This is a genomic window from Mesorhizobium sp. L-8-10 (assembly GCF_016756635.1).
Lineage (GTDB): Bacteria > Pseudomonadota > Alphaproteobacteria > Rhizobiales > Rhizobiaceae.
In genome coordinates this window covers 1,793,355-1,806,795 of sequence record NZ_AP023263.1, presented here as the reverse complement: position 1 = coordinate 1,806,795, position 13,441 = coordinate 1,793,355, and the positions used below count along the sequence as shown (strand labels likewise).

Annotated in this window: 13 protein-coding genes; 7 read left to right on the top strand and 6 right to left on the bottom strand. The window is 65.1% G+C overall.

The genetic code is table 11. The features are described 5' to 3' along the window. Positions 1-12: 12 nt before the first annotated feature. Positions 13-324: a DUF1236 domain-containing protein gene (locus tag JN280_RS08380; RefSeq protein ID WP_244743110.1), complete on the bottom strand. Its 312-nt coding sequence runs from the start codon at positions 322-324 to the stop codon at positions 13-15. Positions 325-527: 203 nt separating this feature from the next. On the opposite strand from JN280_RS08380, the gene JN280_RS08375 reads away from it, so the two are divergent. Then, a complete protein-coding gene (locus JN280_RS08375; RefSeq protein WP_202311413.1) occupies positions 528-1,628 on the top strand; it encodes a DNA topoisomerase IB in 1,101 nt (366 codons plus the stop codon). A 25-nt stretch (positions 1,629-1,653) separates the two neighbouring features. On the opposite strand, the gene JN280_RS08370 is transcribed toward JN280_RS08375, so the two are convergent. Then, entirely contained in the window at positions 1,654-2,982 is a 1,329-nt protein-coding gene (locus JN280_RS08370) for a sensor histidine kinase (protein ID WP_244743107.1), read from the bottom strand. 717 nt (positions 2,983-3,699) lie between these two features. On the opposite strand from JN280_RS08370, the gene JN280_RS08365 reads away from it, so the two are divergent. Then, entirely contained in the window at positions 3,700-4,056 is a 357-nt protein-coding gene (locus JN280_RS08365) for a hypothetical protein (protein WP_202311411.1), read from the top strand. Between the two features lie 218 nt (positions 4,057-4,274). On the opposite strand, the gene JN280_RS08360 is transcribed toward JN280_RS08365, so the two are convergent. From JN280_RS08360 to JN280_RS08345, 4 genes are all read right to left on the bottom strand, one after another. Next, complete coding sequence (locus JN280_RS08360; protein ID WP_202311409.1) at positions 4,275-4,466, bottom strand: hypothetical protein; 192 nt, start codon at positions 4,464-4,466, stop codon at positions 4,275-4,277. Positions 4,467-4,493: 27 nt separating this feature from the next. Further along, on the bottom strand, positions 4,494-5,078 hold the full coding sequence (locus tag JN280_RS08355) for an HD domain-containing protein (protein WP_202311407.1): 585 nt from the start codon (positions 5,076-5,078) through the stop codon (positions 4,494-4,496). 132 nt (positions 5,079-5,210) lie between these two features. Beyond that, positions 5,211-5,417 carry a DUF1737 domain-containing protein gene (locus JN280_RS08350; RefSeq protein WP_202311405.1) on the bottom strand — a complete coding sequence of 69 codons (207 nt, stop codon included), beginning with the start codon at positions 5,415-5,417 and terminating at the stop codon, positions 5,211-5,213. Continuing rightward, positions 5,414-6,286, bottom strand: a complete 873-nt coding sequence (locus tag JN280_RS08345; protein WP_202311403.1) for an HpcH/HpaI aldolase/citrate lyase family protein — start codon at positions 6,284-6,286, stop codon at positions 5,414-5,416. The genes JN280_RS08350 and JN280_RS08345 overlap by 4 nt, the downstream gene beginning before the upstream one ends. 271 nt (positions 6,287-6,557) lie before the next feature. Here JN280_RS08345 and JN280_RS08340 point away from each other — a divergent pair, with 271 nt between their 5' ends. From JN280_RS08340 to JN280_RS08320, 5 genes are all read left to right on the top strand, one after another. After that, positions 6,558-8,069: a DUF4153 domain-containing protein gene (locus JN280_RS08340; RefSeq protein ID WP_342216175.1), complete on the top strand. Its 1,512-nt coding sequence runs from the start codon at positions 6,558-6,560 to the stop codon at positions 8,067-8,069. A 4-nt stretch (positions 8,070-8,073) separates the two neighbouring features. Next, positions 8,074-8,772: a response regulator transcription factor gene (locus JN280_RS08335; protein ID WP_202311402.1), complete on the top strand. Its 699-nt coding sequence runs from the start codon at positions 8,074-8,076 to the stop codon at positions 8,770-8,772. Beyond that, positions 8,760-10,343, top strand: coding sequence for a sensor histidine kinase (locus JN280_RS08330; protein ID WP_202311401.1), 1,584 nt, complete (start codon positions 8,760-8,762; stop codon positions 10,341-10,343). Before JN280_RS08335 ends, JN280_RS08330 begins: the two co-directional genes overlap by 13 nt. A gap of 48 nt (positions 10,344-10,391) precedes the next feature. After that, on the top strand, positions 10,392-11,558 hold the full coding sequence (locus tag JN280_RS08325) for an NAD(P)/FAD-dependent oxidoreductase (protein ID WP_202311400.1): 1,167 nt from the start codon (positions 10,392-10,394) through the stop codon (positions 11,556-11,558). Between the two features lie 483 nt (positions 11,559-12,041). Further along, positions 12,042-13,436, top strand: a complete 1,395-nt coding sequence (locus JN280_RS08320) for a selenium-binding family protein (RefSeq protein WP_202311399.1) — start codon at positions 12,042-12,044, stop codon at positions 13,434-13,436. Positions 13,437-13,441: the final 5 nt, after the last annotated feature.

Here is a 13,441-nt window from a genome sequence, read left to right as displayed (position 1 = left end):
CCGGAATTCCGATCATCGGATGATCTCGACGATCCTGCGATCCGCCGGGTCGACAATCACGGTCCGCCCGTCGACGACGACATATTGATAGGTCACATCGGGAACGTCGATCGGGTAGAGTTCAACGGTCTCGGGCACGGGCGTGCCGATATTGAGCTCGATTCCCGGCAGGTCGATCGAAGCCACCGGCTCGCGCTGCACATACTCCCGGATCACGGTCCGTTGCTCCGGCCGGATGATGACGGTGTCCTGGGCCATCGCGACGCCCGTTCCTGTCGCCAGCATTGTCGCCCCAATAAGCGCAATCCATGATCTCGAACGCATGGCTACCTCCTTGAGTTGGCCGCCCGCATCAGGGGCAAACACCCATTGCGCGGGTTCGTTCCAAGAAGCTCGGACCGTCTTTGGCTCATCCACTTCGTCTTCGGTCGATGGAACGGGATCTCGATCTGGCACGTTGGATGCATCTGGGGGGCCGGGCGAATAGTGCCCGGCGACACGCCTGGTCCGAAGCCGGAGAAACGTGATTGAACGCCCCGGCGAAGCCTGGGAAACAAGATGATGAACCGGGCCGTGCCGAAGTCGCGCGCGCCGCTTCGTTGCGATATGTCGCCGATGATGAAGCCGGCATCCTCCGCAAGCGGTCCGGTCGCGGATTCTGCTTCCTGCTGGGTGCGCAGAAGATCGACGACGCCCGGACACTCACCCGCATTCGCGACCTCGCAATTCCGCCGGCCTGGACCGAGGTCTGGATCTGTCCCGACCGCAAGGGGCACATCCAGGCGAGGGGAAGGGACCAGCGGGGCCGGCGCCAATATCTCTACCATCCAGACTGGGTGCAGATGCGCGACGAGGCCAAGTTCTCGAGCCTGATACCGTTCGCGCGGGCCCTTCCTCGGTTGCGGCGCCATGTCGATCGGGACCTTCGAAGACGCGGATTGCCGCAAGCGCGGGTCATCGCGGCGGTCGTCTGGCTGCTCGACCGGACCATGATCAGGATCGGCAATGAAGCCTATGCGAAGGACAATGGCAGTTTCGGGCTGACGACGCTGCGCGATCGCCATGTCGACATATCAGGGTCGGCGATGCGGTTCTTCTTCAAGGGCAAGTCGGGCAGGGAGTGGCGGCTCGATCTCACCGACCGCCGCATCGCCAGGATCGTCCGGAACACGCAGGAGTTGCCCGGCCAGCAGCTGTTCCAATATCTGGATGAGGAAGGGAACCGGCTTCCTGTCACGTCCCAGGCGGTCAATGCCTATATCAGGGATGCATCCGATCCCCGCTTCAGTTCCAAGCATTTCCGAACCTGGGGCGCAACGGTGCGGGCGCTGGCGCTGTTCGCCCGCATGCCGCTTCCCGATAGCGCCGGCAAAGTTGCGTCGCTCCGCAACGAGATCATCGACGAGGTGGCCGCGTGCATCGGCAACACCCGGTCGGTGTGTCGCAGCGGCTACATCCATCCGCAGGTGATTTCCTCTTGGGAGAGCGGAACACTGCCTGCCGAACTGGAAGCGTGCCGACTGCCGAAGCATGACGGATTGCTGGACCGGGACGAACGGCGTGCACTGGCCTGGCTGAGGTCGCTCGAAGAAGTGGCCGGAGAGGTCTCCCGACGTGCCGCGCAGTGACCATGCTGATGGTCACAGTTGCAGTCTATTCGCCTCGGATCTGCTCGATCGGCGCATCCAATGTCCAGATCACGCCTTCCGGCGGAAAACCGAGATGCGCCGTGCCGTCCAGCGCGGCGGGCGTGATGCGCTCGAGCACGATCCTGCCGAAGCCGCCTTTGGACACGGTATCGACGATCGGCCCGCCGAGTTCCTGCCAGGTCAGCCGGAAGCGCTCGCCCGCGGTCCAGCGGATGCTGACGATGCCGTCCTTGCACGAAAGCGCGCCGTGCTTGGTGGAGTTCGTGGCGAGTTCATGAAAAGCCATGCCCAGGTTCTGAACCGCCTTCGTCGACAGTGTGACCGGCTCGCCCGATACCTGGATGCGACTGTCTTCCGTGAAAGGCCTGACCTGGCCGTCGATGAGGTCGCCGAGTTCAGCCCCTTTCCAGCCACCGCGGACCAGCAGGTCCTGCGAGCGCGCCAATCCGATCAAACGGTTGCGGAGCTGAAGTTCGAATACGGCGATGTCGTCGGCGCTCTTCCCGGTTTCCCTGACCATCGCCAGTATGACGGCAAACTGGTTCTTCACGCGGTGGTCGACCTCACGCATAAGCATCTGGATCCGGCGCTCGCTTTCCTTGCGTTCGGTGATGTCACGCGCGATCTTCGACGCGCCGATGACGGCGCCGGCTGCATTGCGGATCGGGGAAACCGTCAGCGAGATCGGTAGCTTCGCGCCGTCCTTGCGCACCCTGATCGTATCGAAATGTTCGACACGCTCGCCACGCCGCACGCGTGAGAGGATCAGCTCTTCTTCGTGCTGCCTGTCGGAGGGAATGAGCAAGCCTATGTGTTTGCCGACGATCTCTTCCGCACGGTAGCCGAACAGGCGCTCGGCTCCCGCGTTCCAGGTCTTGACGAAGCCGGACAAGTCCTTGCTTACGATCGCATCGTCGGAAGATTCGACGATTGCGGCCAGCCGATGAACCTCCTCATGATCCTGCAGATGGGCCGAGACGTCGACGAGGAGATTGATCGTCCCCGTCACCTTACCCGCAGGGTCTCGGGTCGGGGTGGAATGCACCAGGAACTCGCCCCAGCTACGATCCGGCCGCTCGCAGGCAACCCGGCATCCCGCAGGCGAGGGGTGGCTGCCCAATGCCGTCGCCACAGGTTGCTCATGGTCGGCGATGGAGTTGCCGTCGGCAAATCGCATGCGCCACAGGTCGCAGCTGTCGGCGGTGCCTGGCGCCGGCCGGTAGCCCAGCAGCTTTGCCGCCGCATCGTTGCAATAGGTGATGCGACCGTGCGCATCGGTCAGATAGGCTGCGACGGGAAGCGTGCCCAGAAGCTCGTTTTCAAGGTTGGACATCGCTTTGCTCACCGCGGTTCCGATTTTCAAACAGCCATATATCGTTGCCCGACACTACAGGACAAAGGGCTCTGTGAGCCGCCCGAACCTGTCGAGGCCGAATATCGCGCAACCGGCAAGCCGCTAGGTTCACTACCGAGCCCAATCGACAAACGGTCAGCTGCAAATTATCTACAAAACATGGGCCCACAAACAGAAGATACGTTGGCGGTCCGCATCAGCCGGACCCTGGCGGGGCGTCCGGGTCGCGTCCTTCGACCTTGCACGCCGGGCGGCCGGCGGCGCGACGACTTCGCCATCATCGGCTGGATCGACGGCGCGCCCAACCGCATCGTCCCCTGCCGTCAATGAAGGGCGCTCGCAGCAGCATGCGGCTGGCGTAGGGTCGACGACCTCCGCGGCCCCGTTCCGGAGGCCTGCCCGGCCATGCGTTGCCGAGGCGAGAGGGGTCGCCCTGCTTCCCGGCGCCAGCCCCCGGCTACACCTCCGACCGCTGCGCAATGCCTTATCAGCGGGCCCGGCCTGTCCCGGACAGAGGGCGACGTCGGCCGCTTGCGGTTGCGGCCGGCCATCCAACAAATAGGGGAGGCGGAGCGGATTCATTCTCCGTTTCGGCAGCTTTATCGCCGCGACCGCCGCGGGCATGCTCGCGAATGTGGCATCTTGGCATCCCGGTCCATGGGCGCTCGCCCGGCCGCCGGCGCAAGGGAGGGTCCGGTGACTGAGGATCCGGCCTCGATCAAACCGACTGTGCGCGAGAACGACCGCCCGCTGCCCCAGGGCTATCGGCAAGGCGTAATCACCGCGATCACGGTGATGCTGGGGTTTTCCCTCTATTTCCTCCGTTTCTGGAGCCTGGAGGCCACTGGGGACTGGACGCCGGCTTCCTTCTTGGCGGCAGTCCCTGTCTTTCTCTCCATCGCGTGCCTGTTCGTCGCCCTCTGGCGGTCGCTGCAGGTGGCGGACGACAGCGAGCCCGTCTATCGGGTAACGCTGCGCTGGTTTTTCTGGGGGGTGGTGCTGGCTTTCGTCGGCGTGCTGGCCGCGTCGGTCGCCTATGCCGGCATTGCCTGAGTTCATCCGGTCGAGGAGTGCGCCTCATGACCAGGGGTACTAAACGCGCCTTTTACCGCCCGGACGCATTCGTCGCCCCACCAACACCTTTGCCAAGCGCCGCTGCCTGAGTACTACCCTTGGGTTGTTTGGGGGGCGCGACGGGCAACGGGGCAAGCCAAGCGGCGTTTGGCGTCCCTCCTTTCGCGTCGTCGTGCCGGTCGCCGCGGCGGTCGCAATCACCGTCGCGACGGTCGCAGGCTCGCCTGGTTGTCAATGGCCAAGAGTGACGGCATCGCCCACGCCGCGCCTGCGGCCGCGGTCATTGGCGCACCGAACAGGATCGCCGCCATGCCGGGGGCTTCCCAGCGGCCGAAAACCTGCTTTGGAAGCAGGCGGGACGGGACCGTGACGAAGACGGTCGCGCCCATGGCCGCAAACGCCGCCGTTGACGGCAGCTACGACTTCACACGGCGCGAGGTCGCCTCGTCGACCAAGGCGCGGAGTTGCCTGAGCAGCGGATGCCGGTCGGTCTGCTTCACCCCGTAGGTCAGGTTGAAGGCATAGTCGAAATCGGGCGCATTGCGACCGACCAGGTGCTGGAGCATCGTTTCGAGCTTGTCGAAGCCTTTCGCCAGCACCGCCTCCGGCGTGGTCGCGGCGCTGTACTCGTCCCACAGGTCGAGAATCTCCCGCTGCAGGTCCCGCGGCAGCGGCGCGCACAGCCTGATCAGGTCGGCACGCTCGCGTTCGGCGCGCCCGTCATCGCCTTTCTGATGGATCGCGGGAACGTCGCCCGAAATCGCCTCGCCGAGATCATGGACGATGCATAGCTTGAGAAGCTTGAGGCGGTCGCACGCACCGAGTTCGCGGTCGAACATCATCACCATCAGGCAGAGCCGCCAGCTGTGCTCGGCGGTGCTTTCGGGCCGCCCCTCCGAAGTGATCCCGCTCCTCAGCGTGTTCTTCAGTTGCTCCGCAGCCTGGAGGAATTCGATGATTCCGACAAAGCGGGACGTTTCCAATTCTGGTTCGGATCGCATGGATGGAAGACTATTCGGCATTGCCGGCCGAGGCCATCCGCCGAATAATTTATGCGCGGCCATACGCATGCTCTCGCGCTCGTCGCATGCCGCCCCACGCGAGGCCTGAGGCGGCACAGCCAAGAATTCCGTTCAGTAATCCCCGAGCTTCATGCCGGGCTCATAGTCGATACCGTCTATATCCTTCACCACCGCCTGGCCGCAGCGCATCGTCTTGGTCTCGGCGTCGAAGCCGTAGGTCGGCGAGCCGAACAGATGCCAGCCCTTGTTCATCGCGGCCGTGACCTTGTGACAGAAGCTCGCATCGTCGGGGCCGGTGAGGAAGCGGTAGAGTTTCATGGATGTGTCCCCTTCTGTGCTGAACCCTTGGCAAGCAGCCTTTCGGCCTGTTCCAGATGCAGCCGCTCGACCATGCGGCCGTCGATCGAGATGACGCCCTTGCCGGCGTTGCCCGGCTCGGCGAAGGCCGCCACGATCTTCTCGGCTTCGGCGACTGCCGCCGGGGTCGGCGAGAAAGCCATATTGGCCGGCTCGATCTGCGCCGGATGGATCAGCGTCTTGCCGTCGAACCCCATGGCGGCAGCCTCCGCGCATTCGCGCCCGAAAGTCGCGAGGTCGCGGAAATCGTTGCTCACGCCGTCCAATATGTCGAGCCGGCCGGCACGAGCGGCCAGCACCATCTGCATCAGCCAGGGCATGAGATAGCGGCGGTCCGGCGTCATCAGAACGCCGGTTTCCTTGACGAGATCGTTGGTGCCCGCCACGAGGCAGGTGAGCCGCGCAGCCGGGTCGCGGCCGAGTTCCGCGATCGCGCCGAGGTTGAGCATCGCCCGCGGCGTCTCCACCATCGCCCAGAGCTTCGTCGGCACGTCGCTCTCATCGAGCAAGTCGCCGGCCTCGAGGACGTCGCGAGGCGCCTCGACCTTCGGCAGCAGGATGGCATCGGGCGCCAGTTCCATAGCGATCCGGAAATCCTCCGAGCCCCATTCGCCCGACAGCGCATTGACGCGGATGACCGTCTCGCAGGCCGGGCGCGCGGCGAAGAACGCCGCCAGCCGGTCGCGGGCGGCTGCCTTTTCGCCCGGCGCCACCGCATCCTCGAGATCGACGATGACCGCGTCGCAGGCGAGCGAGGCTACCTTCGACAGCGCCTTCTCGTTGACGGCGGGCACGTAGAGCACGGAGCGGCGGGGACGGGGGGTCTCCATGCCCGATCTATGCCGCCTGCAGCACGGCGTGGCAAGCCTGCACGATTTCTGCACGAAACTCCCGAAAATCTCCTCGATGCCGCCACGGTATGTGCCGCACCGCCTGCGACAAGGCGGCCATGACACGGCTTCTCTCCTTGCCACGGTCCGCCCTGCCCCGCCGCCTGCAACATGACGGCTGGTGGCTTTCCATTCCGCCCGCCACGCGCCCCTCGGGCAGCGTCGTCGCCTTCATCCCGGCCTCGCGGCCGAGCCGCATGAAAGCACGTCCGTGACGAACACCTTCCGTCCTGTCTTCTTCGGCGCGCTGCTGCTCGTGGTCCTTGCCGACTTCCTATTCTTCGGCCGCATGATCGGCGTCAGCCTGCTCATCTTCTGCGCGGCGGTCACGGCCGCGATGCTGATACTGCATCCGGCGGCAGCCCGCAGCCGGACAATCGTCTTCCAGCTCTGCCTGCTCGCCACAACACTTCTGCCGCTCGCGGAAAATGTCAGCCCGCTCTCCTTCGCGATCGCCGTCGTCGCGCTCTCGGCATTCGCTTTGTCGGTCGCCGGCCTGCTCAGGCCGGGCATACCGCGCATCGCCAGGCAGATCGCAGCCTTCCTGGTTGCAGCGCCGTTCGGCTTCCTTCTCGATTTCTTCCGGTGGCGGCGCGAAGGCGTACGAGCCAGTGCGGCACGGCTTGCCGCCTGGCTCCTGCCACTCGGCCTCGGCGCCGTCTTCGTCGCCCTGTTCGGCATCGCCAATCCCGTCGTTGAAGACTGGCTGTCGCGCGTCGACGTCTTCGCCCTGCTCGAGCATGTCGACGTCGCAAGGCTCGGCTTCTGGCTCTTCGTCCTGGTCGCCGTCTGGGCTTTCCTGCGGCCGCGGCTGGCGTATCTCCCCGCGCCACAACCACCATCGCCGTGGCTTGCGGCGACGCCGCAGGCCATCGCCCCTGACGCGACGCGCACCATCGGCCAACTCGTCTTCGGCAAGGCGGCGATCCTTCGCGCGCTCGTCGTCTTCAACCTGTTGTTCGCCGTGCAGTCGCTGCTCGACCTCGCCTATCTCTGGGGCGGCGCCACCCTTCCCGACGACCTCACCTATGCGGAATACGCCCATCGGGGCGCCTATCCGCTGATCGTCACCGCGCTGCTCGCCGCCGCCTTTGTGCTCGCCGCCATGCGCCCAGCCGGCACGACGTCACGCGATCCCGTCATCCGGCGGCTCGTCTATCTCTTCATCGCCCAGAACGTCCTTCTGGTGATCTCCTCGATCCTGCGGCTCGACCTCTATGTCGGAATCTATGCCCTGACCTATTGGCGGGTCGCGGCCTTCGTCTGGATGGGACTGGTTGCGACCGGCCTTGTCCTGATCCTTGTGCGCATCGCGCTCGAAAAATCGAACGGATGGCTGTTCGGCGCCAATCTTCTGACGCTTTCAGCCACCCTTTATGCGTGTTCCTTCGTCAATTTCGCCGCCCTGATCGCAAACTACAATGTGGACCATTCCTACGAGATGACCGGCCAAGGCGTTGCACTCGACCATTTTTATCTGAGATCGCTCGGTCCGGCAGCTTTCCCGGCAATCGACCGGCTGCTCGACCGCCGCGATCTCGCCGGCACGGACGCCTGGATCATGCTTTCGGCGACGCGCCAGAGCGCTGAGGACAGGTACCGGGAGACCCAACGGGACTGGCGCGCCCGGACCTTGCGCGGCTGGCGGCTGACCGCCTATCTCGATAGCCGCCCGCCGCAGCCGCCGGCACCGGTCACCCACCCCACGATGCCGGGCTACTGAAGCGATGTCGCACAGGATCCTCGTCGCCGACGATGACCAGCATATACGCGAGGTGATCTGCTTCGCGCTCGAAAAGGCGGGCATGACGACGACTTCGGTCCGCGACGGCGCTGCGGCCTTGCGGGAATTCGAGCGGCGGCCGCCCGATCTCATGGTGCTCGATGTCGGCATGCCGGAGATGGACGGGCTCGAAGTCTGCCGTCGCGTGCGGCGGGCGTCGGATGCCCCGATCCTGTTCCTGTCGGCCCGCGACGAGGAGATCGATCGTGTGCTCGGGCTGGAGATGGGCGGGGACGACTATGTGACGAAACCCTTCAGCCCGCGCGAGCTGGTCGCGCGCGTCAGCGTCATCCTGCGCCGCATGCGCAGCGCCACGTCTTCCGAAGCGGCGGATGAGACGGTGCTCACCCACGGTCGGCTCACCCTCGACCCCGCGCGCCATGTGGTGCTTTTCGGCGAAACGGCGCTGGCTCTCACCGCGCTCGAGTTCAGCATCCTCAAGACCTTGATCGCCCGTTCGTCGCACGTCCTGTCCCGCGAGACGATCATGGCCAATGCCTATGCCGTCAATATCCATGTCGCCGACCGCACGGTCGACAGCCATATCCGCAACATCCGCGCCAAGCTGGCGGCGGCCGGCTGCGCCGACGCCATCGAGACGGTACATGGCGTCGGCTTCCGCATCGGAAGATGCGGCGCGTGACGGGTTCATCGCTGCCCAGCAAATGGCGGCCGCGCCTCGCCACGATCGTCGTAGCCATCCTCGTCTTGGTCATGGCGCTGCCGCTCGTCGGCCTGTTCTTTTTCCGGCTCTATGAGAACCAGCTCGTCCGGCAGACGGAAGCGGAGCTGATCGCGCAAGGGGCGGTGCTCGCCGCCGTCTATGCGGAGAGGATCCGCGAAGCAGGGATCCCTGAAGCAGCATTCAGAGCAACACTTCCCGGCAAAGGAACAAGCGCCCGGCAGGCGACCTACCGCCCGATCGAGCCGCGCCTCGATCTCGCGGTCGACGCCGTGCTCGGGCGGCGGCCGGATGCCGTGCCCGCCGCTGCCGAGCCGCGCTTCGCCGCGATCGGGGCGAGCCTCACCGGCATCATCGACGAGACCAGGAACGTCACGCTCGCGGGATTCCGCCTGCTCGATCCATCGGGCGTGGTGATCGCGGGCCGGCAGGAAGTCGGCCAGTCGCTTGCCCATGTCGAGGAGGTGCGCGAAGCACTCGCCGGGCGTTATGCCAGCGCGCTGCGGCTCAGGGTCTCCGACCAGCCGGCACCGCCGCTCTATTCGGTGAGCAGGGGCACGAAGGTGCGCGTCTTCGTCGCCATGGCCGTTGAAGTCCAAGGCAAGGTGGCGGGTGTCGTCTATCTTTCGCGCACACCGAACAACATCGTGAAGCATCTCTATGGCGAACGCGGCAAAGTGGCGCTCGCCGCGATCGCCATTCTCGGCGGCACCTTGCTGATCGCCGCCCTGTTCCTGCGCGCCGTCAGCCGGCCGATATACGAGCTGATCGAGCGCACGCGCCGGATCGCCGGGGGCGAGCGCGACGCGATCCGGCCGCTCGACCATCACGGCACGCGCGAAATGGCGGAGCTCTCCAGCGCCTTTCTCGACATGGCGGGGAAGCTGCAGGCGCGCTCGGACGCGATCCGCACCTTCGCCAGTCATGTCTCCCACGAACTGAAATCGCCGCTGACCGCGATCCAGGGCGCGGCCGAGCTGCTGCGCGATTCCGGCGCGGAGATGGACGAAGCCGAGCGTCGGCACTTTTCCGGCAATATCGTCACCGATTCGGAACGGCTCAATCGGCTCGTGCGCCGCCTGCTCGAGCTGACGCGCGCAGAAAGCCTCGACGTGGGCCTGGAAACCACGTCCGCCGGAGAGGCGCTGAGCCTTATGCCGCCCGTCGGCGGCCTGACGGTCAAGGCCGGCACCGGCGCGGAACTGCGCTTCCGCATGTCGGCGGAAAATGCCGGGATCGTATTCGCCAATCTCGCCGACAACTCGGCCAGGCATGGCGCGACGCGGTTCGGCATCGATGTCGGATCGGCCGGCGACCGCGTGATCTTCACCGTCACCGACGATGGGGACGGAATTTCACCCGGCAACCGGCACCATATTTTCGAGCCCTTCTTCACCACCCGCCGCGAGACCGGCGGCACCGGCCTGGGTCTCGGCATCGTCACGGCGCTGCTGAAAGCGCATGGTGGGGCGATCCGACTGGTTGACTCCGAACGCGGGACGCGCTTCGAGATCGTCCTGCCGGCCGCCTGAGCGCGCCGGCTTCGGCATGGCAGGACTGGGTCGTGGGAAGGACTGGGCATGGGCTATGATGTCGTGATCGTCGGCGGCGCGATCGTCGGGAGCTCGGTCGCCTATTATCTGCGCGAGGAGGGCTTTTCCGGCTCGATCGCGCTGATCGAGCGCGATCCGCAATTCGCCCATGCGGCGACGACGCTGTCCTGCGCCTCGATCCGCCAGCAGTTCTCCATCCCCGAGAACATTCGCCTGTCGCAGTTCACCCTGGCCCTGTTCCGCCGACTGGAAGAGGAGTTCGGCGCCGGCGCCGACATCGGCTTCCGCGAGAAGGGTTATCTGATTCTCGCCTCGGAGGAGGGCCTGCCGGTGCTCAAGGCCAACCATGCGATCCAGGCCCGCGAAGGCGCCGACATCCTGCTCGAGGACGTCGACGCGCTGACGCGCCGCTTCTCCTGGCTCTCCGGCGAGGGTATCGCCGCGGGCGCCTATGGTCGCAGCGGCGAAGGCTGGTTCGACGCCAATGACATGCTGACGCTGTTCCGCAGGGCGCTCAGGCAGAAGAATGTGGACTTCGTGACCGGCGAGGTGGCCGGCATCGAGCGTACCCGCAACAAGGTGACGGCGCTGACGCTCGCGAGCGGCGAGCGTCTCGAAGCCGGCACGACCGTCAACGCCGCCGGCCCGAATGCCGGCGCCGTGGCAGCCATGGCGGGGCTTGCACTGCCGGTCGAACCGCGCAAGCGCAACGTCTTCGTCTTCGAGGCGCGAGACCGCTTCGACGACATGCCGCTTCTGGTCGATCCGAGCGGCATCTATGTTCGCCCGGAAGGCTCGGTCTATATCACCGGCGGTGCCGAGCCCGAGGACGGCGAAACCGCCGCGGATCCCGCCGATTTCGATCCGGCCTGGCCCCTGTTCGAGGAGGTGATCTGGCCGGTGCTCGCCACCCGCGTCCCGGCCTTCGAGGCCATCAAGCCGACCCGCGCCTGGGCCGGCCATTACGACTACAACACGCTCGACCAGAATGCGGTGATCGGGCCGCATCCCGAAGTTTCGAACTTCATCTTCGCCAACGGCTTCTCCGGCCATGGGCTGCAACAGGCGCCGGCAGTCGGCAAGGCGCTCGCCGAACTCATCGTCCATGGCGGCTATCGCAGCATCGACTGCTCGGCCTTCGGTTATGCGCGCATTGCCGAGGGCCGGCCTTTCCGCGAGTTGAACGTGATTTAGGTTGCATCCGAATTTCTTCCGATACACTTCTGGCGCGAGATGCTCACAGAGCAAAAACAGAAGACGGCCTCTTCCGGGATAATGCTTGAACAATACTCGCGGTCATAAGAAAACGATCGATTGACGCTCGCCGGGAGCGCGTCCTACAGTGGGATGTGCTTTTTGGAAACGGCTCCCGCGTGCCGGGTCGTTTTCTCGAACCGCAGGCAACGTTGCCTGCCGCCTTGCCGGAAGCATCTCGACCGCGTGTACAGGCGCGCAGGCCGGACTGTTTGACAGCCCGCATCCCGAGTTGGGATTTCGAGGAGGCAATCGCCTTGTCGTCCGTCATCGCCGCCCCTGCGTCACGGCCAAGCATCCTCGCCACGGCTGCGTCTGGGAGCTGGCGCCATGTCGAGCGCCGCACGGACGCCGCCACGATCAAGGCTTGAACATCCGGCCGCGCTACGGCCGCAGCATGGAGGAAACGAAAGGGAGGATTACATGGCAAGCTGGCGTCCAGATGCGAGCTTTTACCCGTCGCCGCGCATGGCGGAGAAAGCCAAGCCCGAGAGCATCGCCTATGTCGCGATGTTCGATCCCCAGAGAAAGACACCTGACGGCATTGCCGTGGTGGATGTCGATCCGTCGAGCCGCTCATATGCGAAGATCGTGGGATCGGTCGCCATGCCCAATGCCGGCGACGAGCTTCACCATTTCGGCTGGAACGCCTGTTCCTCCGTGCTGTGCCCGAACGCTCCCCATCCCCACGTCGAGCGGCGCTATCTGGTCGTGCCGGGCTTGCGCTCGTCGCGCATCCACATCATCGACACCAAGCCCGATCCCAGGAAACCGAAGATCGTCAAGGTCATCGAGCCCGAAGAGATCGCGGAAAAGACCGGCTACACACGGCCGCACACGATCCATTGCGGGCCCGAGGGCATCTATGTCACGGCGCTCGGCAATGCCGAGGGCAAGGCGCCCGGCGGCATCTTCCTGATGGACCATGAGAGCTTCGAGCCGCTCGGCCGCTGGGAGATCGACAGGGGACCGCAGCAATTCGCCTATGACGGCTGGTGGCATCTCGGGCACGATACTCTGGTGACGAGCGAATGGGGCACGCCCGACATGTTCGAGGACGGGCTCGTGCCCGAGATCCTGCTCGGCTCCAAATATGGCCGCCGCCTGCATTTCTGGGACCTGAACAAGCGCAAGCACCTGCAGGAGATCGATTTCGGCGAGGAGAACCAGCTCGTCTTCGAACTGAGGCCCGCGCACGACCCGACCAAGGCCTATGGTTTCGTCAACTGCGTCATCAGCCTCAAGGACTTGTCGTCGTCGATCTGGACCTGGTACCGCGACGGCGACAAATGGGCGGTGAGGAAGATCATCTCGATTCCCGCTGAGCCGGCGAGCGAGGACGACCTGCCGCCGCTGCTCAAGGGCTTCAAGGCTGTGCCGCCGCTGGTTACAGACATCGACCTGTCCATGGACGATCGCTTCCTCTATGTCGCCTGCTGGGGGACCGGCGAGATGCTGCAATATGACGTCTCGGATCCGTTCAATCCGAAGCTTGCCGGCAAGGTGAGGATCGGCGGCATCGTCTCGCGCGCCGGTCATCCCGGCGCGAACAACGGCAAGCTCGGCGGCGGCCCGCAAATGGTCGAGGTCAGCCGCGACGGCAGACGGGTCTATTTCACCAACTCCCTCTATGGCGTGATCGACACACAGTTCTACGAGGGCGGCTTCGACGGCTGGATGGTGAAACTCGACGCCAAGCCCGATGGCGGCCTCGCCTTCGACGAGAAATTCTTCATCGACTGGCCGAAGGGCCATCTGCCGCACCAGATCAGGCTGGAAGGCGGTGACTGCTCCTCCGATTCCTACTGCTTTCCGTAGGGCGC